We start from the raw sequence: 26,032 nt of genomic DNA on the forward strand, positions 1-26,032 counted from the left end.
AGGACCAGACACCCATGACCCGCGTGATCGCCGGCTCGGCCGGCGGACGCCGCCTGGCCGTCCCGCCCGGCACCGGCACCCGCCCCACCTCCGACCGTGCGCGCGAGGGCCTCTTCTCCACCTGGGAAGCCCTCCTCGGCAGCCTGGAGGGCACCCGTATCGCCGATCTGTACGCGGGTTCCGGGGCCGTCGGCCTGGAGGCGCTCTCCCGGGGCGCGGTGCACGCCCTGCTCGTCGAGGCCGACCCCAAGGCCGTCCGTATCGTCCGGGACAACGTCCGCACGCTCGGTCTGCCCGGTGCCGAGGTCCGCACCGGCAAAGCCGAACAGATCGTGACGGGACCGGCACCGGCGGAGCCGTACGACGTGGTGTTCCTGGACCCGCCGTACGCCGTCACCGACGACGATCTTGCCGAGATACTGCTCACACTCCGTGCCCAGGGGTGGCTCACGGCCGATGCCCTCGTCACCGTGGAACGCAGCACAAGAGGCGGAGAATTCGGCTGGCCCGAGGGATTCGAACCATTGCGGGCCCGCCGATACGGCGAAGGAACGCTTTGGTACGGTCGCGCCGCCTCTACGTGCGAAGACGCACGATGACCGGACCGGAGAGCGAGGGAACCAAGTTGCGCCGCGCCGTCTGTCCGGGGTCATTCGACCCCATCACCAATGGACACCTCGACATCATTGGCCGTGCCTCGAAGCTGTACGACGTCGTACATGTCGCGGTGATGATCAACCAGTCCAAGAAGGGCCTGTTCACGGTCGACGAGCGGATCGACCTGATCCGCCAGGTCACCGCGGACTTCGGCAACGTCCAGGTCGAGTCCTTCCACGGCCTCCTGGTCGACTTCTGCAAGCAGCGCGACATCCCGGCGATCGTGAAGGGCCTGCGGGCCGTCAGCGACTTCGACTACGAGCTCCAGATGGCCCAGATGAACAACGGCCTCTCGGGCGTCGAGACGCTCTTCGTGCCGACCAATCCCACCTACAGCTTCCTGTCGTCCTCCCTGGTCAAGGAGGTCGCCACCTGGGGCGGCGACGTCTCCCACCTGCTCCCGCCGCTGGTCCACCAGGCCCTCACCGAGCGCCTCGCCCGGGACTGAGGAGCTGACGGCCCGTCACCAGGTGTCGGACGGGCGCCGACTGGCCTTACAGTCGTCCCGTCCGTCTCCAATCGGCTGTAGAGAGTGGCGAGCACACGGTGGACGTGCAGAAGAAGCTCGACGAGATCGTCGAAGCGGTCGGGAACGCCCGGTCGATGCCCATGTCGGCTTCGTGCGTGGTCAACCGCGCCGAGCTGCTCGCGATGCTCGAAGAGGTGCGCGAGGCCCTGCCCGGCTCGCTCGCCCACGCCCAGGAGCTCATCGGCGGCCAGGAACAGCTGGCCGAGCAGGCCCGCCAGGAGGCCGAGCGGATCATCGGGGCCGCCCGCGCCGAACGCACCTCGCTGATCTCCGACACCGAGGTCGCCAGGCAGTCCCGCAGCGAGGCCGACCGGATCCTCGACGAGGCCCGCCGGGAGGCCGCCGAGGTGCGCGGCGAAGCCGACGAGTACGTCGACAGCAAGCTCGCCAACTTCGAGGTCGTCCTCACCAAGACGATCGGCTCCGTCGACCGGGGCCGCGAGAAGCTCCTCGGCCGCGGCCAGGCCTTCGACGAGCAGGGCTACGAGGACCCGGACTTCGCCGAGGCCCCCGAGCGCAGCACCGACCCGGCCACGCTCCAGCGCCGGGCGGACGAGTACGTCGACACCAAGCTGGGCGCCTTCGAGGCCGTGCTCGCCAAGACCCTGGAGGCGGTCGGCCGCGGCCGGCAGAAGCTGCACGGCCGGGTCGCCACCGATGAGCTCGGCGCGCACGTGGCCGCCCAGGACGCGGCGGGCAACCAGGCGCACATGAGCGACGAGGACCACTGGGCAGGCCTCGCCGAGATCGCCACCCCGGAGCCGCAGCCGGTGCACCAGCAGGCCCAGCCGCACTTCCCCGCCCAGACGCAGCCCGGCTACGCGGAGACCTACGCGTACCAGGACCAGCCGCAGCAGGACATGTACGGGTACCAGCAGCAGCCGGACCCGTACGCCGCGGCCTATCAGCAACAGGGCTACGACCAGGGCCAGGCCCAGGTGCCGGTCCATGGGTACGACGGCTGGCAGCAGCAGCCCGTGCAGCCCCAGCAGGCGCTCCAGCAGCAGGGCGAGAGCGCCCTCGACGAGACCAGCCTGTTCGACACCAGCATGATCGACCTGGATCAGCTCCGCCGGTACGAGCAGGAGCGCTGACCGGACGGGAGAGGGGCCGGGAAGTGGGTCCGGACGGGCCCGACGGCCCGGATTGGGAGCTGGGCGGCGCGTCCAGTATCCTGGCTCTTCGGTCGCGCGTATGTCCGCGATCCCGGCTGCCCGTTTCGACTCCGAATCAGGTCGGCCCTCCCCACGATGTGCGTTGCACATGATTTCGAAAGCAGGAAAAGCCCTGAACGGCCACCTCGACCACCGAAACCCCCTCGTGTTCGATACGCACGAGCTGGGTCGGCGTCCCGGTGCCCTCCAGCGGCTCTCCCGCACGGTGGACGCACCCGGTCCGCCGTCGGTCCTCGGTATCGAAGGGGTCATCGGTGTGCCGGAAGGCGCACCCGTGGAGCTGGACCTCCGCCTCGAATCGGTCATGGAAGGGGTGCTTGTCACAGGCACCGCCCGTGCGTCGGCCGAGGGGGAGTGCGTAAGGTGTCTGGAGCCGCTGCGCCTTGAGGTTGCGGCGGACTTCCAGGAGATGTTCTCGTACCCTGACGCCGATGACCGGGGCCGCAGCAGCAAGGCGGAGCCGGCCGACGACGCCGAGGACGACGAGGACAGGCTCTTCATCGAGGACGGCCTGTTCGACCTCGAACCAGTGCTGCGCGATGCGGTGGTGCTCGCACTGCCGATGCAGCCGGTGTGCCGGGAGTCCTGTGCCGGCCTGTGTTCCGAATGTGGGATCAGGCTGGACGAGAACCCCGGTCACCACCATGATGCCGTCGACATCCGTTGGGCGGCATTGCAGGGACTCGCCGACACCGTTCAGGACGGCGAGAAGGACAACATGGGCGGCGCCGAAGCGGGCGTCGACGAGAAGCAGGAGAAGTAGCCGTGGCTGTTCCGAAGCGGAAGATGTCGCGCAGCAACACGCGCCACCGCCGGTCGCAGTGGAAGGCTGCGGTCCCCACCCTGGTTTCGTGCGAGCGTTGCCAGGAGCCGAAGCTGCAGCACATCGCGTGCCCCAGCTGCGGCACGTACAACAAGCGCCAGGTCCTCGAGGTCTGAGCGGCTGGTGAGAGGCCCGATGTCTGAGTTGTCCAGCGCCAAGAAGAAGGCAGACAACGTCAACACAGCCTCGTCCCACACGCTTCTGGAAGGGCGGCTCGGGTATCAACTCGAGACCGCCCTTCTGGTGCGTGCGCTGACCCACCGTTCGTACGCATACGAGAACGGCGGTCTGCCCACCAACGAGCGGCTCGAATTCCTCGGGGATTCGGTGCTCGGCCTGGTGGTCACGGACACGCTGTACCGCACCCACCCCGACCTGCCCGAAGGCCAGCTGGCCAAGTTGCGGGCCGCGGTGGTCAACTCGCGTGCGCTTGCGGAAGTGGGCCGCGGCCTCGAACTCGGCTCCTTCATCCGGCTCGGCCGGGGTGAAGAGGGCACGGGAGGCCGGGACAAGGCGTCCATCCTCGCCGACACCCTTGAAGCGGTGATCGGCGCGGTCTATCTCGACCAGGGCCTCAGCGCGGCCTCGGAGCTGGTCCACCGGCTCTTCGACCCGCTGATCGACAGGTCCTCCAACCTCGGTGCCGGCCTGGACTGGAAGACCAGCCTCCAGGAGCTCACCGCCGGCGAGAGCCTCGGAGTCCCCGAGTACCTCGTCACGGAGACCGGCCCGGACCACGAGAAGACCTTTACTGCTGCTGCTCGCGTCGGTGGTGTCTCGTACGGCACCGGCACCGGCCGTAGCAAGAAGGAAGCGGAGCAGCAGGCGGCGGAGTCCGCCTGGCGCGAGATCAGCGCCGCCGCGGAGGAACGGGCGGCAGCGGCGAAGGCGGCTGCCGAAGGAGGGGCCGCCGACACCCCTGCAGGCCCGTCGCCGTCCACGGACGCCGCTCCGGCCTGACCCCCGGAACCCCCCGGTGCCCCCGCGCACCGGGGGGTTCGTCCTGCCCGGAAACGTACTCTTTTCCCAGACCTTCTCTTCAGGAGCGACACCGTGCCCGAGCTGCCCGAGGTCGAAGTCGTACGACGTGGTCTCGAACGCTGGGTCACCGACCGGACCGTCGGCGACGTCGAGGTGCTGCACCCGCGTGCGGTCCGCCGCCATCTCGCCGGGGGTGTGGACTTCGCGGCCCGGCTCGGCGGCGCCCGCTTCGGAACGGCGATGCGCCGCGGCAAATACCTCTGGGTGCCGCTGGACGACGCGTCCAGCTCGCTCCTCGGCCACCTCGGCATGAGCGGCCAGCTGCTCGTGCAGCCGCAGGACGCACCGGACGAGAAGCATCTGCGCATCCGGATCCGGTTCGACGACTCCCTCGGCACCGAGCTCCGCTTCGTCGACCAGCGGACCTTCGGCGGGCTGTCGCTCCACGAGAACACCCCCGACGGGCTGCCCGACACCATCGCGCACATCGCCCGCGACCCCCTGGACCCGGCGTTCGACGACGCCGCCTTCCACGCGGCCCTGCGACTGCGCCGTACGACCGTCAAGCGGGCCCTGCTCGACCAGTCGCTGATCAGCGGGGTCGGCAACATCTACGCGGACGAGGCGCTCTGGCGCAGCAGGCTGCACTACGACCGGCCGACCGCGACCCTCACCCGCCCCAAGTCGGCCGAACTGCTCGGCCATGTCCGCGAGGTGATGACCGCGGCGCTCGACCAGGGCGGCACCAGCTTCGACAGCCTCTACGTCAACGTGAACGGCGAGTCCGGCTACTTCGACCGCTCGCTCGACGCCTACGGACGCGAGGACGAGCCCTGCCACCGCTGCGGCACGCAGATTCGCCGCCGCCCCTGGATGAACCGCTCCAGCTACTTCTGCCCGCGCTGCCAGCGACCGCCGCGCGCCACGGCCTAAGGCGTGGGGTGCGTCTCGTCGTAGTGCTCACGGGCCCGGAGCACCTCGGGCATCCGGCCCTCGACGAGCCCGATCAGCGCGAGCAGCCGCTCGGCCACCTGCCGGCCCAGCGGCGTCAGCTCGTAGTCGACGCGCGGCGGATTGGTCGGCTGGGCCTCGCGGTGGACCAGACCGTCCCGTTCCAGGGCGTGGAGCGTCTGGGAGAGCATCTTCTCGCTCACCCCGTCGACCCGGCGACGGAGCTCGTTGAAGCGGAAGCCGCCTTCGTACAGCGCTCCCAGCGTCAGACTGCCCCAGCGTCCGGTGACATGCTCCAGCGTGCCGCGTGAGGGGCACTGTCTGGAGAACACATCGAAGGCGAGCGCGTCCAGACGGGTCTTCTCGTCCATACCGAGCAGCGTACGCCCGCACAGCGCTCACCGCAGGAGTGCGCTTTCTCCAAGAGAGCGCTGTCCGGGGTGCGGGTCAGAAGCCGAAGTCCTGGGTCCACCAGGGGCCGCCGGAGCCGTAGTGCACTCCGACACCGAGCGTCTTGTAGTCGCAGTTGAGAATGTTCGCCCGGTGGCCGGCGCTGTTCATCCAGGAGTCCATCACGGCCTGCGCGTCGGTCTGGCCGCGGGCTATGTTCTCGGCGGCGAGGCCCGGCACACCGGACTCAGAGGCGCGGTCCCAGGGGGTCCGGCCGTCGGGGTCGGTGTGGTCGAAGAAGCCGCGGGCGGCCATGTCCTCACTGAAGTCCTGGGCGAGTGAGGCGAGCGAGGCACTGGCGGTCAGCGGGCTGCAGCCGACCTTCGCGCGTTCCTGGTTGACCAGGGCGAGCACCGCGGACTGGGTGGTCGGGGCGGCGGCGCCGCGGGTGGCCGGAGCAGAGGAAGGGGCCTTCGGTGCGGCCGACGAGGTCTCGGCGGCGGGGGCGGTGCGCTTCCCGGTCCCGGCCGAAGCCTGCCCCGAAGGCGCCGAGGGGGACGGCTTCGTCCGCTCGGCCGGCCCGGACGTCCTCGAAGGGGACGCGGGGGAACCGGTGGGGGACTCCGCCCTCGCCGGGCCCTCGGCCCGTCCGATGCCGCGGCCGGCCGGGGCGGACGGGGTGCCGCGATCGGCCGGGGCGGCGGTGGAGCCGTCCTGGGTCAGCAGATCCGGGGCGCCCTCGGCGCGTACCCGGTCGGCGGCGCCACCGCCGCCCGTGAGGGTGTCGCCGCCGGGCAGCAGGCCGGAGGCCACCGCCACGGCTCCCACCGCAAGGGCCGCGGAGACGCCGACCAGTCCCGTACGGACCGGTGCTCCGGACCGCTTCCGGCGGTGCCCGCCCTGGTTCCGGCCCGCGCCCCCCGTCGCGTGGTCCTCAGCGGCCGGAGCTGCGGCGGAGAGTCGGTGGCGTCCCATCTGCTGAGCCCTTCTGACTGTCTGGACGCCGCTTCGGGCGTCAACATGCCTCACCCGTTCGAGTGAGGCCATTGCGTCGGGACTGTACGCCATGGCCCCACGGCAGGAAGTGCTCCGAGGGCAATCGGCCGGTTAGCGTTCGGGCATGAACGAAGAAGTACGACTCACCGCATGGGTACGCGGCCGAGTGCAGCAGGTGGGGTTCCGCTGGTTCACCAGGGCAAACGCTCTGGAGATCGGTGGCCTCACCGGCTTCGCCCTCAATCTCGACGACGGCAGGGTGCAGGTCGTCGCCGAGGGGCGGCGGGAGAATTGCCACCGCCTGTTGGACTGGCTGCGCTCGGACGACACACCCGGACGCGTCGACGGAGTCACTGAGATATGGGACACCCCGCGCGGTGGTTACGAGGGCTTCGCGATCCGCTGATCGCGGTCCCGCCCGGGGGCACGAAACAGGCCGTGTTCGAAGTGTGGCGAGGCGTTGCCGGGCGGGGTGCTCATCTGTGTACACATGAAATGACCTGCGGAATGACCGGGTGGTTGCCAAGATTCGGTTACCGTGCCAGGCTGCGGCAGTAAGGATGATCTCCACGCCCCGCAGGGCCCCCGCAGGAGAGTCGCGCCGCATGATCGTCGAGCCGCGCGCCCCCGGGCCGCCTGTCTCTACAGGGTGTGATCGTGTTGACCGTCAAACTTTTTGGTGAGACGCTGAAATCCCCGCGCACCTTAGCTGTTTGGCAGAGCTGTTTGGCAGCAGAACAGCAGTGACGACAGAGCACTGCCGAGCACCGCGGGTGCGATTCCCTCACGACCCACACCGCATCGGTCGGTCACTCAGTGTGGAGGACCATCCATCATGGCAAAGGCGCTTCTCGGTTACGTCGGCGGTTCCGACCCGCGACTCCTCGCCGAGATGCGACGGCTCCAGCAGCGCGTCCAGGATCTCGAATCCGAGCTTGTACGGATTCAGGACGAGAACGACGCGTTGAACGCCGCCGCCCAGCACCAAGAGTCGCTGCTCGACAGCATCGACATCGACGTACCTCAGGCGGAGCCGGCGCTGACCTGACCGATGGCCCCAGGGGCCGGTCGGGCTGTACGCGTCAGCCGTCCGAGATCATCACCCGGATCGTCGCCGGATCATTGAAGATCACTGCTCTTGATCTGTCACCTTCGTGACATGTCCTTGATCCGTCATGCGCAGCTGCACCAGCAACACCGCACGTAACACGGCACAAGATTTACAAGGGGCGCCTCGGCGTCCCTTCTTTCTTTTCCCGTCCGGATTCTCTACCGCTCGGACCTGTGCGGGACCCGCCCCCGGCGTACACCTCTTCCCTTAACGTCTGATGTGCCCTGCACCTTCATCAGCGAAACCGAGAGCGAAAGGTAGAGTCCGGCGGCGTGCACCTCAAGGCCCTGACCCTGCGTGGTTTCAAATCGTTCGCCTCCGCCACGACGCTGCGGTTCGAACCCGGCATCACTTGCGTCGTCGGCCCCAATGGGTCCGGCAAGTCCAATGTGGTGGACGCGCTCTCCTGGGTCATGGGGGAACAGGGCGCCAAATCCCTGCGCGGCGGCAAGATGGAAGACGTGATCTTCGCCGGTACCACCGGGCGGCCGCCGCTCGGCAGGGCCGAAGTATCGCTGACCATCGACAATTCCGACGGCGCACTGCCCATCGAGTACGCCGAAGTGACGATCACTCGGATCATGTTCCGCAATGGCGGCAGCGAGTACCAGATCAATGGCGACACCTGCCGGCTCCTGGATATCCAGGAACTCCTCTCGGACTCCGGCATCGGCCGCGAGATGCATGTCATCGTCGGTCAGGGGCAACTGGACTCCGTGCTCCACGCCGATCCAATGGGCCGTCGCGCGTTCATCGAGGAAGCCGCGGGTGTGCTCAAGCACCGCAAGCGGAAAGAGAAGGCACTGCGGAAACTGGACGCGATGGGGGCCAACCTCGCCCGTGTCCAGGACCTCACCGACGAACTGCGGCGGCAGCTGAAACCGCTCGGCCGGCAGGCGGCCGTGGCGCGCCGGGCCGCCGTCATCCAGGCCGATCTGCGCGACGCCAAGCTGCGGCTGCTCGCCGACGACCTGGTGCGGCTGCGCACGGCGCTGCGCAGCGAGATCGCCGACGAAGCGGCGCTCAAGCAGCGCCGGGAGGCCGCGGAGGCGGAACTCAAGGCGGCCCTGGCGCGCGAGGCGGAGCTGGAGGACGAGGTGCGACGGCTGGCGCCGCGGCTCCAGCGGGCCCAGCAGACCTGGTACGAGCTGTCCCAGCTGGCCGAGCGGGTACGCGGCACGATCTCGCTGGCCGACGCCCGGGTGAAGAGCGCCGCCGCTCCTGAGGAGGAGGAGCGGCGCGGTCGCGACCCCGAGGACATGGAGCGGGAGGCGGCCAGGATCCGTGAGCAGGAGGCGGAGCTGACGGCCGCACTGGAGGCCGCGGAGCACGCGCTGGAGGACACCGCGGCCCACCGCGCCGACCTGGAGCGGGAGTTGGCGGCCGAGGAGCGCAGGCTCAAGGATGCCGCCCGCGCCATCGCGGACCGCCGCGAGGGGCTCGCCCGGCTGAACGGCCAGGTCAACGCCGCCCGTGGCCGGGCCGGTTCGGCGCAGGCCGAGATCGACCGGCTGGCCGCCTCCCGGGACGAGGCGCGGGAGCGGGCGGTCGCCGCCCAGGAGGAGTACGAACAGCTCAGGGCCGAGGTCGAGGGCCTGGACGCCGGGGACCAGGAGCTCGGCGAGCAGCACGATGCCGCCAAGCGGGAGCTCGCGGAGGCGGAGGCGGCGCTCTCCGCGGCCCGGGAGGCGGCCACCGCCGCAGAACGGAAGCGGGCGGCGGTCGCGGCCCGGCGCGAAGCGCTGGCCCTCGGTCTGCGCCGCAAGGACGGCACGGGCGCGCTGCTCGGCGCGCAGGACCAGCTGTCCGGCCTGCTCGGCCCGGCCGCGGAACTCCTGACGGTGGCGCCGGGGCACGAGGTGGCGGTGGCGGCGGCGCTGGGTGCGGCGGCGGACGCGGTCGCGGTGACGGACCCGGCCACGGCGGCGGAGGCGATCCGGCTGCTGCGCAAGCAGGACGCGGGGCGGGCCGCGCTGCTGCTGGGCGGGGTGCGGCGCGCCGGGGTCCCTGATCAGGGAGGTGTCCATGGTGCCGGTGCTGCCGCCGTTGATGGTGGTGGCGCTGTGGGTGGTACCGATGCGTCTGCCGGCGGTACCGATGCGTCTGCCGGCGGTACGGATGCGTCTGCTGGTGGTACCGACGCGCCTGCTGTGCACGTACCCGGGCAGGTGCAGGGGTCCGGCGAGGCGGACGGGGCGCTCGTGTCCGCTCATGCCGCGGCCGTTGCCGTGAGCGGGGGGCCCGCAGCAGGGCCGCCCGCCGTGGCCGATCTCGTCCGCGGGCCCGTCGAACTGCTGGGCGCCGTACGCAGGCTGGTGCGGGACATGGTGGTCGTCGGCACCCTGGAGGACGCCGAGGACCTCGTCGCCGTACACCCGGAACTGACGGCCGTGACCGCCGAGGGGGACATCCTCTCGGCCCACTTCGCGCACGGCGGCTCCGCCGGGGCACCGAGCCTCCTCGAAGTACAGGCTTCGGTCGACGAGGCCGCCGCCCAACTGGAGGAACTGGCCGTGCGGTGCGCCGGGTTGACCGAGGCGCAGCGGCTCGCGGGGGAGCGGCGCCGGGCCGCTGCCGGGCTGGTCGAGGAGCTCGGGGAGCGGCGCCGGGCGGCCGAGCGGGAGAAGTCCGGGGTGTCCCAGCAGCTGGGGCGGCTGGCCGGGCAGGCCCGTGGCGCGGCGGGCGAGGCCGACCGGACGACCGCGTCGGCCGCCCGTGCCCAGGAGGCCCTCGACCGGGCGACCGAGGAGGCCGAGGAGCTGGCCGAGCGGCTGCTCGTCGCCGAGGAGATGCCGGTCGAGGAGGAGCCGGACACCTCCGTGCGGGACCGGCTCGCCGCCGACGGTGCCAACGCCCGCCAGACCGAGATGGAGGCCCGCCTCCAGGTGCGTACCCACGAGGAGCGGGTCAAGGCGCTCGCGGGCCGGGCGGACTCCCTCGACCGGGGCGCCCGCGCCGAACGGGAGGCCCGCGCCCGCGCCGAGCGGCGCCGGGCCCGGCTGCGGCACGAGGTGGCGGTGGCCACCGCCGTCGCCTCCGGTGCCCGTCAGCTGCTCGCGCATGTCGAGGTGTCCGTCGTACGGGCCGAGCGGGAGCGGGTCGTGGCCGAGGCGGCGAAGGCGGAGCGGGAACGGGAGCTGGCGGCCGAGCGCGGCCGGGGCCGTGAGCTCAAGGGCGAGTTGGACAAGCTCACCGACTCGGTCCACCGCGGCGAGGTGCTCGGTGCCGAGAAGCGGCTGAGGATAGAGCAGTTGGAGGCGAAGGCGCTGGAGGAGCTGGGCGTCGAGCCGGCCGGGCTGGCCGCCGAGTACGGCCCCGACCAGCTCGTACCGCCGTCACCGGCCGCGGAGGGCGAGGAGCTGCCGCAGGACCCGGAGCATCCGCGCAACCGGCCGAAGCCGTTCGTCAGGGCCGAGCAGGAGAAGCGGCTGAAGTCGGCCGAACGGGCGTATCAGCAACTCGGGAAGGTGAATCCGCTCGCCCTGGAGGAGTTCTCGGCGCTGGAGGAGCGGCACAAGTTCCTCTCCGAGCAGCTCGAAGACCTGAAGAAGACCCGTGCCGATCTGATACAGGTCATCAAGGAGGTCGACGAGCGGGTCGAGCAGGTGTTCACGGAGGCGTACCGGGACACGGCCCGTGAGTTCGAGGGTGTCTTCTCGCGGCTCTTCCCGGGCGGCGAGGGCCGGCTCGTCCTGACCGACCCGGACAACATGCTCGCGACCGGTGTGGACGTCGAGGCGAGGCCGCCCGGCAAGAAGGTCAAGCGGCTCTCGCTGCTGTCCGGCGGCGAACGCTCGCTCACGGCGGTGGCGTTGCTGGTCTCCATCTTCAAGGCCCGGCCGAGCCCGTTCTATGTGATGGACGAGGTCGAGGCGGCGCTCGACGACACCAATCTGCAGCGGCTGATCCGGATCATGGAAGAGCTCCAGGAGAGCTCGCAGCTCATCGTGATCACGCATCAGAAGCGAACGATGGAGGTCGCCGACGCGCTGTACGGCGTCTCGATGCAGGGCGACGGTGTCTCCAAGGTCATCAGCCAGCGCCTGCGCTGAAGCCTTACCCGATCTCCAAGACTTCGACATACTTTTTGGGTATCTCTGGGTGGATGTGCGCAAGGTCCCGGGTGTCGACTTCGAAGCATGAACGAATAGTGTCTGCGATGTCTTTTTTGCCTTCAAGTGGTGGCAGTAGAGAAGTTATGCGCCACTTGGAAGAGTTCGCCCCCACACCTGACGACGCGGCCAGGCATCAGGAGTTCATGTGACCAGCACATCGCAGGGACCGCCGTCCGGAGCCCGAGCGGCCCACCCGGAGCACCTCGGCCATGTCATCTTCATCACGGCGGCCGCCGCCATGGGCGGCTTCCTGTTCGGTTACGACAGCTCGGTCATCAACGGCGCCGTCGAGGCGATCCGCAGCCGCTACGACATCGGCTCGGGAACGCTCGCCCAGGTCATCGCCATCGCCCTGATCGGCTGTGCGATCGGCGCGGCCACCGCGGGGCGCATCGCCGACCGCATCGGCCGTATCCGCTGCATGCAGATCGCCTCCGTGCTCTTCACCATCAGCGCCGTCGGCTCCGCGCTCCCGTTCGCGCTCTGGGACCTGGCGATGTGGCGCATCATCGGCGGCTTCGCCATCGGGATGGCCTCGGTGATCGGCCCGGCGTACATCGCGGAGGTCTCGCCGCCCGCCTACCGCGGCCGGCTCGGCTCCTTCCAGCAGGCGGCGATCGTCATCGGCATCGCCATCTCCCAGCTGGTCAACTACGGCATCCTGCAGCTCGCCGACGGCGACCAGCGCGGCAAGATCGGCGGCCTCGAAGCCTGGCAGTGGATGCTCGGCGTGATGGTCGTCCCGGCCCTCCTGTACGGGCTCCTGTCCTTCGCGATCCCCGAGTCGCCGCGGTTCCTGATCTCGATCGGCAAGAAGGACCGGGCCAGGAAGATCCTGGAGGAGGTCGAGGGCAAGGGTATCGACCTCGATGCCCGGGTGGCCGAGATCGAGACCGCCATGCACCGCGAGCACAAGTCCAAGTTCGCGGACCTGCTCGGCAGCCGCTTCGGCTTCCTGCCGATCGTCTGGGTCGGTATCGGTCTGTCGGTCTTCCAGCAACTCGTCGGCATCAACGTGGCGTTCTACTACTCGGCGACACTCTGGCAGTCCGTCGGCATCGACCCGACCGCCTCGTTCTTCTGGTCGTTCACCACGTCCATCATCAACATCATCGGTACCGTCATCGCGATGGTCCTGGTGGACCGGGTGGGCCGTCGGCCGCTCGCGCTGGCGGGCTCCACCGGTATGGCCATCGCCCTCGCCTTCGAGGCCTGGGCCTTCTCCGCGGACCTGGTCGACGGCAAACTGCCCAGCACCCAGGGCGTCGTGGCGCTCGTCGCGGCCCATGTGTTCGTGCTCTTCTTCGCCCTGTCGTGGGGTGTCGTCGTCTGGGTCTTCCTCGGCGAGATGTTCCCCAACAAGATCCGCGCCGCCGCGCTCGGCGTCGCCGCCTCCGCCCAGTGGATCGCCAACTGGGCGATCACCGCGAGCTTCCCGAGCCTGTCCGACTGGAACCTGTCGGGCACGTACATCATCTACGCGTGCTTCGCCACGCTCTCGATCCCCTTCGTGCTCAAGTTCGTGAAGGAGACCAAGGGCAAGGCGCTGGAGGAGATGGGCTAGAGCCGGCCCACCCCAGGCCCTGTCGTCGAACTGCCGTCTGCCGTGCGGCGTCCGGCACGCATGCCTAGGGCCGCGCGTCCGGTGCGACCGCCCCGCAGAACAGCCGCAGACTGCGCCACCCCTCCTCGACCGGCATCCCGCCGCACAGCGGATGCAGCACCAGGCTGTCCAACTCCGTGACCGCCGCGGCGCACTCGTCCGGGGTGAGGACCCGGTAGACCCCCTCGGCCCGCAGCTCCGTCACCGTCGTCGCCGCCGAACGTACGGCGGAGCGGATGTCCTTGGACTGCCAGGAGGCGTACGTGCGCGCCTCGTGCAGGAAGTACTCGCCGTACTCCGCCCAGGTCCGGTCCGGGTCCTGCGACACATGCAGCAGCGGTGTCTCTGCGGCGGGCATCATGCAGAACCCGTCCGTCCCGAACTCGGCCCGCCGCTCCTGGTAGTACGCCTCCAGCTCCGGCAGATGCGCGCTCGGGAAGAACGGCAGCCCGAACCGGGCCGCCCGCCGCGCCGCCGCCCGCGAACTGCCGCCCACCAGCAGCAGCGGGTGCGGCCGGGTGTACGGGCGCGGCGTGACGCGGACCGTACGGCCCCGGTGCGGGAACGGCTCGCCGGTCCATGCCTGCAGCAGCGTCTCCAGGAGCTCGTCCTGGAGCCTGCCGCGCCTGCCCCATTCGACGCCCGCCTGTTCGTACTCCTCGGGCCGGTAGCCGATCCCCGCCACCGTCACCAGCCGGCCGGCGCTCAGCAGGTCCAGGACCGCGATGTCCTCGGCCAGCCGCAGCGGGTCGTGCAGCGGGCCGATGATCGCCGAGACGGTGACCGCGATCCGGCGGGTGGTGCCGAAGACGGAGCCCGCGAAGACGAAGGGGGAGGGCAGCCAGGAGTTGGCGGCGCCGTGGTGCTCCTCGGTCTGCACGGTGTCGACGCCGTGCTCGTCGGCGTACGCGGCCATCTCCAGCGCGGCGCGGTAGCGGGTCGAGAGCGACTCGGGGGTGGCGTCGGGATCGACGAGATTGAACCGAACCACAGTGAAGGCCATGAGACTTGTCCCCATCGTCGGGCGGACTCGGCGAGCCGGGACAGTAGCTGACGTAGCGTCAGAAGTGTAGGGGTGCGCTGTCGCCGCTCTCGCCGCCGTCCTCCCGGGCCCGCCCGGAGGAACGCGGCAGGACCGCGTACAGAGTGGCGGAGACGGTGATCGTGGCCGCCCAGCCCAGCCCCTGGCGCCCGATCCAGGTGGTGGCGAGCGGCCCGGTGAACCACCGCACGCCGGTGAAGAGCAGGCCCGTCGCCAGACCCGCGGCCCACGCGGCCACGGCCGGCACGGCGAAGCCTCCGGTGTACCAGTAGGCGCTGGTCGGTGAGGGGTCCAGGAGCGCCACCGGATCGTATGCGCGGCCCCGCAGCAGATCCGCGCCGAAGACCCCGATCCATGCGGAGAACGTCACGGCGAGGAGTGTCAGAAAGGAGATGAAGGAATCCAGGAAACCCGTGGCCGCGAGCATCAGTGACGCGCCCAGGAAAAGACTGATGGCGGCATTCACGCCGACCGCCCAGGTGCGGGGGATCGGGAATCCCAGCGTCTGTGCGGTGAAACCGGCCGAATACAACGACATCGCGTTGATCAGCACCATGCCGGCCACGACGAAGAGCAGATACGGCACCGAGAGCCAGTCGGGCAGCAGGGGGCCGACGAATGCGACCGGGTCGCGGGCGACGGCCAGCCCCGGCTCGGCGACCGCCATCACGGCCCCCATCAGCACCATCGGCAGATACACGACCCCGGCGCCGCCCACGGTCGCCCCGATCATCGCCCGGCCGGACGCCGTGTGTGGCAGGTAGCGGGCGAAGTCGGGGCCCGACGGGGCCCAGCTGATACCGCCCGCCGCCAGGGTGCCGACCCCGGCGATCACCATCGCCGTCGGTCCGGCGGGCCTGCCCAGCACGTCCCGCCAGTCGGTCGTGTCGATCAGATGGATCAGTACGAGCACACTGACGCCGCCGAAGAGATACGCCGACCAGGTGCAGCACACCCGCAGCGCCCCCATGCCCAGCCCCGACACCAGCCAGCTGCATCCCACGAAGGCGAGCAGGGTCACCAGGGTCAGGCGGTGGCTGCCCGTGATGCCGAAGAGCAGATTCAGTACGGCGAGTACCGCGTAGGTGCCGGTGACCGCGTTCACGGTCTCCCAGCCCCAGCGGGCGACCCAGGTCAGCGCGCCGGGCAGCAGATTGCCGCGCTGTCCGAAAACGGCCCGGGAGAGCGCCATGCCGGGCGCCCCGCCCCGCCTGCCCGCGATCGAGACCAGGCCGACCAGCCCGAAGCCGATCACCGAGGCGATGACCGCCACCGCCAGCACCTGCCAGAGATTCAGTCCGTCGAAGACGACGAGCCCCGCGCCGACGGTGAGGAGGAGCACGGTCAGGTTCGCGCCGACCCAGGTGGGGAAGAGGGTCCGGACCCGGCCGGTGCGCTCGTTGTCGGGGACGGGCTCCAGGCCACGGGTCTCCACGGGCAGGATCGTACCTTTACCGCCAAAAGGTGCATAACAGCCAAGGGGATACTCGGGTGATCCTTCGGGGCGGTCCCCTCGGGCGGACGTGACTGATACTGGGTGGGTTATGGAATTCGTCATCCTTGCTGTAGTCATCGCCCTGGTCGCGGTCGGCGTGATCAGCGGGCTCGTGGTCAGCAGCCGCAAGAAGAAGCAGCTGCCCCCGGCACCGTCGAGCACGCCGACCATCACTCCTCCCGCCGAGCCCCATGTCGGTGAGGAAGCCGAGACACCGCGCGAGGAACCGCGCCGCACCATCGAGGAGGCCGGCCCCCCCGAGGCCGGGGCTCCCGCCGAGGAGGCCCCCGAGGCCGTCGAGCCGGAGGCGCCCGCCGCCCCCGCCCTCGAAGTGCCCGAGCCCACCGCCGGCCGTCTGGTACGGCTGCGCGCCCGGCTCGCCCGCTCGCAGAACTCCCTCGGCAAGGGGCTGCTCACGCTCCTGTCCCGGGACAACCTCGACGAGGACACCTGGGAGGAGATCGAGGACACCCTCCTCACCGCCGATGTCGGCGTCGCACCCACCCAGGAACTGGTGGAGCGGCTCCGCGAGCGCGTCCGCGTGCTCGGCACCCGTACCCCCGAAGGGCTGCGCGCGCTCCTGCGCGAGGAGCTCCTGAACCTGCTCGGCACCGACTTCGACCGTGCGGTCAAGACGGAGAGCGGCCTCGACACCCCCGGCGTCGTGATGGTCGTCGGCGTCAACGGAACCGGCAAGACCACCACCACCGGCAAGCTGGCCCGGGTGCTCGTCGCCGACGGCCGCAGCGTCGTGCTCGGCGCGGCCGACACCTTCCGGGCGGCCGCCGCCGACCAGCTCCAGACCTGGGGCGAGCGCGTCGGCGCCCGCACCGTGCGCGGCCCCGAGGGCGGCGACCCCGCGTCGATCGCCTTCGACGCGGTGAAGGAAGGCATCGCCGAGGGCGCCGACGTGGTTCTCATCGACACCGCCGGACGGCTGCACACCAAGACCGGGCTGATGGACGAGCTGGGCAAGGTCAAGCGGGTCGTCGAGAAGCACGGACCGCTCGACGAGATCCTGCTCGTCCTCGACGCCACGACCGGACAGAACGGTCTGGTGCAGGCCCGGGTGTTCGCCGAGGTCGTGGACATCACCGGCATCGTGCTCACCAAGCTGGACGGCACCGCCAAGGGCGGCATCGTCATCGCCGTCCAGCGCGAGCTGGGCGTACCGGTGAAGCTGGTGGGTCTCGGCGAGGGGCCGGACGACCTGGCCCCGTTCGAGCCGGAGGCGTTCGTGGACGCCCTGATCGGCGACTGACGCCTCGCGCCGCACCCGAAGAGCCCGACCGCATGATGCAGCTGCGGCCGGGCTCTTCGGCGTTGCGGGACGGGTGCGGGCGTCGGCGTGCTCAGCCGCACAGCGGCGCGCGATGGCAGCTGTACGCCAGCGTGCCCAGCAGGAGTCGCGCCTGCGGCGGCGCGGCCGCCGTGTCGAGCACCGGCGGGCGCAGCCACCGGACCGGGCCGAGGCCGCCCTCGTCGGACGGCGGGGCGGTGATGTGGCAGCCGGGCCCCAGTGCCCGCAGATCCAGCCCCGCGTCGTCCCAGCCCATCCGGTACAGCAGCTGCGGGAGCTCGGCGGCGGCGCCCGGGGCCACGAAGAACTGCGCCCGTCCGGCCGGGGTCACCGCGACCGGGCCGAGCGGCAGCCCCATCCGCTCCATCCGCACCAGGGCCCGGCGCCCGGCCGCCTCGGCGACATCGAGGACGTCGAAGGCGCGGCCCACCGGCAGCAGCATCGAGGCACCCGGCACCCGCGCCCACGCGTCGGCCGCCGCGTCGAGCGTGGCGCCCGCGGGGACCTCGGGGGCGAAGTCCAGCGGATGGGCGCCGGGGGAGGGGCAGTCCGCCTCCCCGCACGAGCAGCGGCCGGCCGCGGCCCGCGCTCCCGGCGCGACGGCCCAGCCCCACAGTCCCGTGTACTCGGCCACTGCCGTGCACCCGGCCGCCCGGCCGCGGCGCCGTGAGCCGGTGCGCATCTCGCGGATGCCGCCGATCGTGAAGCCCATGCCCCCTCCAACGGGTCCGACTCGCCGGTGGTTACGACGAGGGGCGGAGTGGTGACACTCCGCCGTCACCGTCGATCCGGAGTGCGCCGGTGGCATTTGGGGTTGTGCAACATTGACCGCGCGCCCCGATGCGCATCACTGCGCCTCCTGTTGATCGCCGTGTGTCAAGTGAATCGCGCCCGACGGTGGTGGCGTTCATTCGAAGGGGTGGCGAATGGTGGCGTTTCTGCAATCGCCCTCGCCCGGGTGGTGATCGTAGGATTACCGTCGGTACACGAACCATGGAAGTATGTGCGCCCATGGGTATGCCAGAGGCAACCCGATTTCCCGTTTGATGGTGCGTACCCTCCGCATGGGCGGCATCGGCTCAGGGCATTCTGGTAATGGTTCGCGCGACAGGTATTCAGCGGGATGGGGGCGTTCCAGTGAGTGGCAGCGGCGCAGGCGATTCGAATGCCGGCAAGCGCCCCAACGGGCAATTGAGCTCATGGTTCGTGCGAAGCGGCTGGTCGAAGGGCGAGCTCGCGCGCCAGGTGAACCGCCGGGCGCGCCAGATGGGTGCCCACCACATCAGCACCGACACGTCCCGGGTGCGGCGCTGGCTCGACGGCGAGCAGCCGCGCGAGCCGATCCCGCGCATCCTCTCCGAGCTCTTCTCGGAGCGCTTCGGCGCCGTCGTCGCGATCGAGGACCTCGGACTGCGCTCCGCACACCAGTCGCCGTCCGTGGCCGGTGTCGACCTGCCGTGGGCGGGCCCGCAGACCGTCGCACTGCTCAGCGAGTTCTCCCGCAGCGACCTGATGCTCGCCCGCCGGGGATTCCTCGGCTCCTCGCTCGCCCTGGCCGCCGGACCCGCACTCATCGAGCCGATGCAGCGCTGGCTGGTGCCCGTATCCACCGCCGGCTCCGCGCAACCGGAACCGCCGGCCGCGACCCACCGCCCCTCCAGGCTCTCCGGCCCCGAGCTCGATCTGCTGGAGTCCACCACCGCGATGTTCCGCCAGTGGGACGCGCAGTGCGGCGGCGGACTGCGCCGCAAGGCCGTCGTCGGACAGCTCCACGAGGTCACCGACCTGCTCCAGGAGCCGCAGCCGGAGGCCACCGCCAAGCGGCTCTTCCGGTGCGCCGCCGAGCTGGCCGAGCTGGCCGGCTGGATGAGCTACGACGTCGGCCTCCAGCCCACCGCGCAGAAGTACTTCGTCCTCGCGCTCCACGCCTCCAAGGAGGCCGGTGACAAACCGCTGGGCTCGTACATCCTGTCCAGCATGAGCCGCCAGATGATCCACCTCGGACGGCCCGACGACGCCCTCGAACTGATCCACCTCGCGCAGTACGGCAGCCGGGACTGCGCCACCCCGCGCACCCAGGCCATGCTGTACGCGATGGAGGCCCGCGCGTACGCCAACATGGGCCAGCCCAGCAAGTGCAAACGAGCCGTCCGGATGGCCGAGGACACCTTCCTCGACGTGGGGATCGACGGCGAGCCCGAGCCCGACTGGATCCGCTTCTTCTCGGAGGCCGAGCTCAACGGCGAGAACTCCCACTCCTACCGCGACCTCGCCTATGTGGCGGGCCGCAGCCCCACGTACGCCACGCTCGCCGAGCCCCTGATGGAGAAGGCCGTCCAGCTCTTCGGCGAGGACGACGAGCACCAGCGGTCGTACGCGCTCAACCTGATCGGCCTCGCCACCGTCCACCTCCTCAAGCGCGAGCCCGAACAGTCCACGGTCCTGGCCGAGCAGGCCCTGCGCGTCGCCAGGAAGATCCGCTCCGAGCGCGTCAACACCCGGCTCCGCAAGACCGTCGACACCGCTGCCAGGGACTTCGGGGACATCCCCGATGTCGCCAGGCTCACCGATCTCCTCACCGCGCAGCTGCCGGAGACCGCGGAAGCGGTCTGAGCAGCACCCCCGGCCCCGGCCACGGCGACCATCCCGCACAGACCGACTTCGGCTCCCCCAATTGCCAGGTCAGCGGGTGGTCGGCGTGGCCGGTTCGCATTGCCGTGCCCGTACGGAAGAGTCGTAACCGCACCGTATGCGGCCACGGCCGCAGGGCAGGACCGGCGCCGGTCGCGCCACCGCCGGTTCATGGCGACGTAACACACCGGACCTCTTCGTCACTGCCGTGAAACACCGTGCGGCATCGGCGGAAACCGCGCTGGGTGAATCTCATGGCCATAACCGGCCCGCACCTTTTCCCAGTGGTCCCGCACGTGGTGCCGCTACCGATCGCCCGCACGCGGCCGCACCGACGACGAGGAGACGCCGATGCCCCCAGGCATCACGACGCTTGCCGCAGACACCCCGACACTGTCTGCCGCCAACACCGGGTTCATGCTCATCTGCTCCGCCCTGGTGATGCTCATGACGCCGGCCCTGGCCTTCTTCTACGGAGGCATGGTCCGCGTCAAGAGCACCCTCAACATGCTGATGATGAGCTTCATCAGCCTCGGGATCGTCACGATCCTGTGGGTGCTCTACGGATTCAGCGTCGCCTTCGGCACCGACGTCGGCTCCGTCGTCGGCTGGAGCTCGGACTACCTCGGCCTCAGCGGGATCGGCATCACCCAGCTCTGGGACGGCTACACGATCCCCGTCTACGTCTTCGCCGTCTTCCAGCTGATGTTCGCCGTCATCACCCCGGCACTGATCAGCGGTGCCCTCGCCGACCGGGTCAAGTTCACCTCCTGGGCCCTGTTCATCACGCTCTGGGTCACCGTCGTCTACTTCCCCGTCGCCCACTGGGTCTGGGGCGCGGGCGGCTGGCTGTACGAGATGGGGGTCATCGACTTCGCGGGCGGTACTGCCGTCCACATCAACGCCGGTGCCGCGGCGCTCGGCGTGATCCTCGTCATCGGCAAGCGCGTCGGCTTCAAGAAGGACCCGATGCGGCCGCACAGCCTGCCGCTCGTCATGCTCGGCGCCGGTCTGCTCTGGTTCGGCTGGTTCGGCTTCAACGCCGGCTCGTGGCTCGGCAACGACGACGGCGTCGGCGCGGTGATGTTCGTCAACACCCAGGTCGCCACCGCCGCCGCGATGCTCGCCTGGCTCGGCTACGAGAAGCTCCGCCACGGCTCCTTCACCACCCTCGGCGCGGCCTCCGGCGCGGTCGCCGGACTCGTCGCCATCACCCCGTCCGGCGGCGCGGTCAGCCCGCTCGGCGCCATCGCGGTCGGTGCGATCGCCGGTGTGCTCTGCGCCATGGCCGTCGGTCTGAAGTACCGGTTCGGCTACGACGACTCCCTGGACGTGGTCGGCGTCCACCTCGTCGGCGGTGTCGCCGGTTCACTCCTCGTCGGCCTCTTCGCCACCGGCGGCGTCCAGTCCGAGGCCAAGGGCCTCTTCTACGGCGGCGGCCTCGAACAGCTCGGCAAGCAGGCCGTCGGCGTCTTCGCCGTCCTCGCGTACTCTCTCGTCGTCTCCGCGGTCCTGGCCTTCCTCCTGGACCGGACGATCGGGATGCGGGTCACCGAGGACGACGAGATCTCCGGCATCGACCAGGTCGAACACGCCGAGACCGCGTACGACTTCAGCGGTGCGGGCGGCGGTGCGGCCCCGCGCACCACGAGCTCCGCCCCGGGCAGCACGGCAGCAGCGAAGACGAAGAAGGTGGACGCATGAAGCTCATCACCGCAGTCGTGAAGCCACACCGGCTGGACGAGATCAAGGAGGCCCTCCAGGCCTTCGGCGTCCAGGGCCTCACGGTCACGGAAGCCAGCGGATACGGACGCCAGCGCGGCCACACCGAGGTCTACCGGGGCGCCGAGTACACCGTCGACCTCGTACCCAAGATCCGTATCGAGGTCCTGGTCGAGGACGAGGACTCCGAAGAGCTCATCGACATCGTCGTGAAGGCCGCCCGCACCGGCAAGATCGGTGACGGCAAGGTCTGGAGCGTGCCGGTCGACACCGCGGTCCGGGTACGGACGGGCGAACGCGGCCCGGACGCACTCTGACCGACGCCCCCGAACGAAAGGCAGCCGGGTGACGCGCACCGGAACGACCACCGAATCCGCAGACCCGGAGCCCGGCGGCTACGCGGCGGCCCGGCTGCGCCTCCTCCAGGAGGAGGCGCGGTCCGGGCCGCCGCGCCGTGCGGCCCTCGCGGCGCTCACCGACGACTGGCTCACCGCGCTGTTCACCGCCGCCGCCGGACAGACGGGCGTCCACGGCGCCGCCCTCGTCGCCGTCGGCGGCTACGGACGCGGCGAACTCTCCCCGCGCAGCGACCTCGACCTGCTGCTCCTGCACGACGGGAACGCCGACCCCGCGGCCGTCGCCGCCCTCGCCGACCGCGTCTGGTACCCCGTCTGGGACCTCGGCCTCGCCCTCGACCACTCCGTACGCACCCCCGCCGAGGCCCGCAGGACGGCCGGCGAGGAGCTCAAGGTCCAGCTCGGACTGCTCGACGCCCGGCCCGTCGCGGGGGACCTCGGACTCGTCGCCGCGATGCGCACCGCGATCCTCGCCGACTGGCGCAACCAGGCCCCCAAGCGCCTCCCCGCACTCGACGAGCTCGGCCACGAACGGGCCGAACGCCAGGGCGAGCTCCAATTTCTCCTCGAACCCGACCTCAAGGAGGCCCGCGGCGGACTGCGGGACGCCACCGCCCTGCGCGCCGTCGCCGCGTCCTGGGTCGCCGACGCGCCCCGCGAAGGGCTCGCCGAAGCCCGCCGCGTCCTCCTCGACGCCCGTGACGCCCTCCACCTCACCACCGGCCGCGCCACCGACCGCCTCGCCCTCCAGGAACAGGACCAGGTCGCCGGCGAGCTCGGCCTGCTCGACGCGGACGCCCTGCTCCGCCAGGTCTACGAGGCCGCCCGCACCATCTCGTACGCCACCGACGTCACCTGGCGCGAGGTCAACCGCGTCCTGCGCGCCCGGTCCGTGCGCCCCCGGCTGCGCGCCATGCTGGGCGGCGGAAGGGCGGCCGCCCCGGAGCGCACCCCGCTCGCCGAGGGCGTCGTCGAGGCCGACGGCGAGGTGGTGCTCGCCCGCACCGCCCGCCCCGAGCGCGACCCGGTGCTCGTGCTGCGCGCCGCCGCCGCGGCCGCCCAGTCCGAGCTCCCGCTCTCCCGCCACGTCGTACGCCGGCTCGCCGCCGTCGCGCACCCGCTGCCGGTGCCCTGGCCCGCCGAGGCCCGCGAGGAACTCGTCACCCTGCTCGGCGCGGGTGAGGCCACCGTCCCGGTCTGGGAGGCGCTCGAAGCCGAAGGGCTCATCACCCGGCTGCTCCCGGACTGGGAACGAGTTCGCTGCCGCCCCCAGCGCAATCCCGTCCACACCTGGACCGTCGACCGCCACCTCGTCGAGACGGCCGCCCGCGCCGCTTCCCTCACCCGCCGCGTCCACCGCCCCGACCTCCTCCTCGTCGCAGCCCTCCTGCACGACATCGGCAAGGGCTGGCCCGGCGACCACTCCGCGGCCGGTGAGGTCATCGCCCGGGACATGGCCGCCCGGATCGGCTTCGACCAGCACGACGTGGGCGTCGTCGCCAGCCTCGTGCGCCACCACCTGCTGCTCGTCGAGACCGCCACCCGGCGCGACCTCGACGACCCGGCGACCGTCCGCTCCGTCGCCGCCGCCGTCAGGAGCGCCACCACCCTGGAGCTCCTGCACGCGCTCACCGAGGCCGACGCCCTCGCCACCGGGCCCGCCGCCTGGTCCGCCTGGCGCGCCTCCCTCGTCGCCGACCTCGTGGGGCGCGTCGCCGCCGTGCTCGCCGGTCAGGCCCCGCAGGAGCCGGAACCCGCCGCGCCCGGTGCCGAACAGGAGCGCCTCGCCGTCGAGGCCCTGCGCACCGGCGGACCCGTTCTCGCCCTGCGCGCCCAGGCCGAGGCCCCGAACGAGGACGGCGGACCGGAACCCGTCGGCGTCGAGCTCCACATCGCCCTGCCGGACCGGCCCGGCGTGCTGCCCGCCGCGGCGGGCGTCCTCGCCCTGCACCGTCTCACCGTGCGCGCCGCCGACCTGCGCGCCGTGGAGCTCCCCACCGAGCTGGGCGAGCCCGCGGACCTGCTGCTGCTCAGCTGGCGGGTCGCGGCCGAGTACGGCTCGCTGCCACAGGCCACCCGGCTCCGCGCCGACCTCGTACGCGCCCTGGACGGCTCCCTGGACATCCGGGCCCGGCTCGCCGAACGCGAGGCCGCCTACCCGCGCCGCCGCGGGGTGAAGGCGCCGCCGCCGAGGGTGACCGTCGCGGCGGCCGGCTCCCGGCTGGCCACGGTGATCGAGGTGCGGGCCCAGGACGCCCCGGGACTGCTGCACCGGATCGGCCGGGCGCTGGAACAGAGCGGGGTGCGGGTGCGCAGCGCGCATGTGTCGACCCTGGGGGCGAACGCGGTGGACGCCTTCTACGTCACGGACACCGACGGGAAGCCGCTGCCCGAGGAGCGGGCGCTCGCGGTGGCGAACGCGGTGGAGGCCGCGCTGCGGGCGTGACGCGGAAAGCACGCGACGTGGACCGTGCCCGGGATTTCCCGGGCAGGGGTCATCGTTTCTTCCGAGCCGGATACCCTGGGGTACCGAATCCACTTTGCCCCCGACCCTGAGGACCGACGAGCGCCGTGTTCGATACTCTCTCCGACCGCCTTGCCGCGACTTTCAAGAACCTCAGGGGCAAGGGCCGCTTGTCCGAGGCGGACATCGACGCCACGGCTCGCGAGATCCGTATCGCCCTGCTCGAAGCGGATGTCGCGCTGCCCGTCGTCCGCGCCTTCATCGCCAACGTCAAGGAGCGGGCGCGCGGCGTCGAGGTCTCCCAGGCGCTGAACCCCGCCCAGCAGGTCGTCAAGATCGTCAACGAGGAGCTCGTGGGCATCCTCGGCGGCGAGACCCGGCGGCTGCGGTTCGCCAAGACCGCGCCCACCGTGATCATGCTCGCCGGTCTCCAGGGTGCCGGTAAGACGACCCTCGCCGGAAAGCTCGGCCTCTGGCTCGAGGGCCAGGGCCACTCCCCGCTGCTCGTCGCCTGTGACCTCCAGCGCCCCAACGCCGTCAACCAGCTGAGCGTCGTCGCCGACCGCGCCGGTGTCGCGGTGTACGCGCCCGAGCCGGGCAATGGGGTCGGTGACCCGGTCCAGGTCGCCAAGGACTCGATCGAGTACGCCCGCACCAAGCAGTTCGACGTCGTGATCGTCGACACCGCCGGCCGCCTCGGTATCGACCAGGAGCTGATGCAGCAGGCCGCGGATATCCGCGACGCCGTCAGCCCCGACGAGATCCTCTTCGTCGTCGACGCGATGATCGGCCAGGACGCGGTCAACACCGCCGAGGCCTTCCGCGACGGCGTCGGCTTCGACGGCGTGGTGCTCTCCAAGCTCGACGGTGACGCCCGCGGTGGTGCGGCCCTGTCGATCGCCCATGTCACGGGCAAGCAGATCATGTTCGCGTCGAACGGTGAGAAGCTCGAGGACTTCGACGCCTTCCACCCCGACCGCATGGCGTCCCGCATCCTCGACATGGGTGACCTGCTCACCCTGATCGAGCAGGCGGAGAAGACCTTCAGCCAGGAAGAGGCCGCCAAAATGGCCTCCAAGCTGGCGTCCAGCAAGGGCAAGGACTTCACGCTCGACGACTTCCTGGCCCAGATGGAGCAGGTCAGGAAGATGGGCTCCATCTCCAAGCTGCTCGGCATGCTGCCCGGCATGGGGCAGATCAAGGACCAGATCAACAACATCGACGAGCGCGACGTGGACCGCACCGCCGCGATCATCAAGTCGATGACCCCGAAGGAGCGCGCCGAGCCGACGATCATCAACGGCTCGCGCCGGGCCCGTATCGCCAAGGGTTCCGGTGTCGAGGTCAGCGCGGTGAAGAACCTGGTGGAGCGGTTCTTCGACGCCCGCAAGATGATGTCGAAGATGGCCCAGGGCGGCGGCATGCCGGGGATGCCCGGGATGCCGGGCATGGGCGGTGGCCCCGGCCGGCAGAAGAAGCAGGTCAAGCAGGCCAAGGGCAAGCGCAAGAGCGGCAACCCGATGAAGCGCAAGGCCGAGGAGCAGGCCGCGGCGGCCCGTCGCGAGCAGGCGGCGCAGGGCGGCGCCTTCGGTCTGCCCGCGCAGGACGACCAGAACTTCGAGCTGCCGGACGAGTTCAAGAAGTTCATGGGCTGAACCGGTCCCGTGGTTCGACGGGCCGTGGCGGCCCGG

22 protein-coding genes are annotated in these 26,032 nt (G+C 70.9%); 17 read left to right on the forward strand and 5 right to left on the reverse strand.

From position 1 onward, the window contains the following. Positions 1-14 precede the first annotated feature (14 nt). The 7 genes from rsmD (at position 15) to mutM (ending at position 5,098) form a co-directional block, all read left to right on the forward strand. Positions 15-599 (forward strand): 16S rRNA (guanine(966)-N(2))-methyltransferase RsmD, encoded by a 585-nt coding sequence (gene rsmD, locus ACFV8T_RS31320; protein ID WP_385334200.1) that lies wholly within the window; start codon positions 15-17, stop codon positions 597-599. Positions 600-625: 26 nt separating this feature from the next. Then, positions 626-1,105, forward strand: coding sequence for a pantetheine-phosphate adenylyltransferase (gene coaD, locus ACFV8T_RS31325; RefSeq protein WP_385334325.1), 480 nt, complete (start codon positions 626-628; stop codon positions 1,103-1,105). Positions 1,106-1,203: 98 nt separating this feature from the next. Next, the gene (locus tag ACFV8T_RS31330) at positions 1,204-2,280 is read left to right on the forward strand and encodes a cell division initiation protein (protein WP_385334202.1); all 1,077 of its coding nucleotides are present in this window, start codon (positions 1,204-1,206) and stop codon (positions 2,278-2,280) included. A gap of 169 nt (positions 2,281-2,449) precedes the next feature. Continuing rightward, positions 2,450-3,124, forward strand: a complete 675-nt coding sequence (locus ACFV8T_RS31335; protein ID WP_385334204.1) for a YceD family protein — start codon at positions 2,450-2,452, stop codon at positions 3,122-3,124. 2 nt (positions 3,125-3,126) lie between these two features. Continuing rightward, a complete protein-coding gene (rpmF, locus tag ACFV8T_RS31340; RefSeq protein WP_003965982.1) occupies positions 3,127-3,300 on the forward strand; it encodes a 50S ribosomal protein L32 in 174 nt (57 codons plus the stop codon). Between the two features lie 19 nt (positions 3,301-3,319). Further along, positions 3,320-4,144 carry a ribonuclease III gene (gene rnc, locus ACFV8T_RS31345; protein WP_385334206.1) on the forward strand — a complete coding sequence of 275 codons (825 nt, stop codon included), beginning with the start codon at positions 3,320-3,322 and terminating at the stop codon, positions 4,142-4,144. Between the two features lie 93 nt (positions 4,145-4,237). After that, the gene (gene mutM, locus ACFV8T_RS31350; RefSeq protein WP_385334208.1) at positions 4,238-5,098 is read left to right on the forward strand and encodes a bifunctional DNA-formamidopyrimidine glycosylase/DNA-(apurinic or apyrimidinic site) lyase; all 861 of its coding nucleotides are present in this window, start codon (positions 4,238-4,240) and stop codon (positions 5,096-5,098) included. On the opposite strand, the gene ACFV8T_RS31355 is transcribed toward mutM, so the two are convergent. After that, positions 5,095-5,487, reverse strand: coding sequence for a helix-turn-helix domain-containing protein (locus ACFV8T_RS31355; RefSeq protein ID WP_266427162.1), 393 nt, complete (start codon positions 5,485-5,487; stop codon positions 5,095-5,097). The genes mutM and ACFV8T_RS31355 overlap by 4 nt on opposite strands. Positions 5,488-5,563: 76 nt before the next feature. After that, complete coding sequence (locus ACFV8T_RS31360) at positions 5,564-6,481, reverse strand: CAP domain-containing protein (protein WP_385334210.1); 918 nt, start codon at positions 6,479-6,481, stop codon at positions 5,564-5,566. A gap of 145 nt (positions 6,482-6,626) precedes the next feature. On the opposite strand from ACFV8T_RS31360, the gene ACFV8T_RS31365 reads away from it, so the two are divergent. From ACFV8T_RS31365 to ACFV8T_RS31380, 4 genes are all read left to right on the forward strand, one after another. Then, complete coding sequence (locus tag ACFV8T_RS31365) at positions 6,627-6,908, forward strand: acylphosphatase (RefSeq protein WP_189545860.1); 282 nt, start codon at positions 6,627-6,629, stop codon at positions 6,906-6,908. Positions 6,909-7,337: 429 nt separating this feature from the next. Further along, positions 7,338-7,550 (forward strand): hypothetical protein, encoded by a 213-nt coding sequence (locus ACFV8T_RS31370; RefSeq protein WP_018551753.1) that lies wholly within the window; start codon positions 7,338-7,340, stop codon positions 7,548-7,550. A 335-nt stretch (positions 7,551-7,885) separates the two neighbouring features. Further along, a complete protein-coding gene (locus ACFV8T_RS31375) occupies positions 7,886-11,665 on the forward strand; it encodes an AAA family ATPase (protein WP_385334212.1) in 3,780 nt (1,259 codons plus the stop codon). A gap of 208 nt (positions 11,666-11,873) precedes the next feature. Then, positions 11,874-13,292, forward strand: a complete 1,419-nt coding sequence (locus ACFV8T_RS31380) for a sugar porter family MFS transporter (protein WP_385334214.1) — start codon at positions 11,874-11,876, stop codon at positions 13,290-13,292. Positions 13,293-13,356: 64 nt separating this feature from the next. Here ACFV8T_RS31380 and ACFV8T_RS31385 read toward each other — a convergent pair whose 3' ends face one another. Both ACFV8T_RS31385 and ACFV8T_RS31390 read right to left on the reverse strand, forming a co-directional pair. Beyond that, positions 13,357-14,334, reverse strand: a complete 978-nt coding sequence (locus ACFV8T_RS31385) for an LLM class flavin-dependent oxidoreductase (protein WP_385334216.1) — start codon at positions 14,332-14,334, stop codon at positions 13,357-13,359. Positions 14,335-14,392: 58 nt separating this feature from the next. Then, positions 14,393-15,808 carry a purine-cytosine permease family protein gene (locus ACFV8T_RS31390; protein ID WP_385334218.1) on the reverse strand — a complete coding sequence of 472 codons (1,416 nt, stop codon included), beginning with the start codon at positions 15,806-15,808 and terminating at the stop codon, positions 14,393-14,395. Between the two features lie 109 nt (positions 15,809-15,917). Between ACFV8T_RS31390 and ftsY the strand changes: the two genes are divergently transcribed. Then, positions 15,918-17,129, forward strand: coding sequence for a signal recognition particle-docking protein FtsY (gene ftsY, locus ACFV8T_RS31395; protein WP_385334220.1), 1,212 nt, complete (start codon positions 15,918-15,920; stop codon positions 17,127-17,129). A gap of 91 nt (positions 17,130-17,220) precedes the next feature. Here ftsY and ACFV8T_RS31400 read toward each other — a convergent pair whose 3' ends face one another. Continuing rightward, positions 17,221-17,880 (reverse strand): bifunctional DNA primase/polymerase, encoded by a 660-nt coding sequence (locus ACFV8T_RS31400; protein ID WP_266427185.1) that lies wholly within the window; start codon positions 17,878-17,880, stop codon positions 17,221-17,223. 425 nt (positions 17,881-18,305) lie between these two features. Between ACFV8T_RS31400 and ACFV8T_RS31405 the strand changes: the two genes are divergently transcribed. The 5 genes from ACFV8T_RS31405 (at position 18,306) to ffh (ending at position 25,996) form a co-directional block, all read left to right on the forward strand. Further along, entirely contained in the window at positions 18,306-19,781 is a 1,476-nt protein-coding gene (locus tag ACFV8T_RS31405) for a hypothetical protein (protein ID WP_385334222.1), read from the forward strand. 369 nt (positions 19,782-20,150) lie between these two features. Beyond that, the gene (locus ACFV8T_RS31410; RefSeq protein WP_385334224.1) at positions 20,151-21,503 is read left to right on the forward strand and encodes an ammonium transporter; all 1,353 of its coding nucleotides are present in this window, start codon (positions 20,151-20,153) and stop codon (positions 21,501-21,503) included. After that, on the forward strand, positions 21,500-21,838 hold the full coding sequence (locus tag ACFV8T_RS31415; protein WP_266427193.1) for a P-II family nitrogen regulator: 339 nt from the start codon (positions 21,500-21,502) through the stop codon (positions 21,836-21,838). The genes ACFV8T_RS31410 and ACFV8T_RS31415 overlap by 4 nt, the downstream gene beginning before the upstream one ends. Positions 21,839-21,866: 28 nt before the next feature. Then, positions 21,867-24,323: a [protein-PII] uridylyltransferase gene (locus tag ACFV8T_RS31420; RefSeq protein ID WP_385334226.1), complete on the forward strand. Its 2,457-nt coding sequence runs from the start codon at positions 21,867-21,869 to the stop codon at positions 24,321-24,323. 125 nt (positions 24,324-24,448) lie between these two features. Beyond that, the gene (gene ffh / locus ACFV8T_RS31425) at positions 24,449-25,996 is read left to right on the forward strand and encodes a signal recognition particle protein (protein WP_385334228.1); all 1,548 of its coding nucleotides are present in this window, start codon (positions 24,449-24,451) and stop codon (positions 25,994-25,996) included. The last annotated feature ends 36 nt before the right edge of the window (positions 25,997-26,032 follow it).

The sequence above is a fragment of the Streptomyces sp. NPDC059832 genome (assembly GCF_042731715.1).
GTDB lineage: Bacteria > Actinomycetota > Actinomycetes > Streptomycetales > Streptomycetaceae > Streptomyces.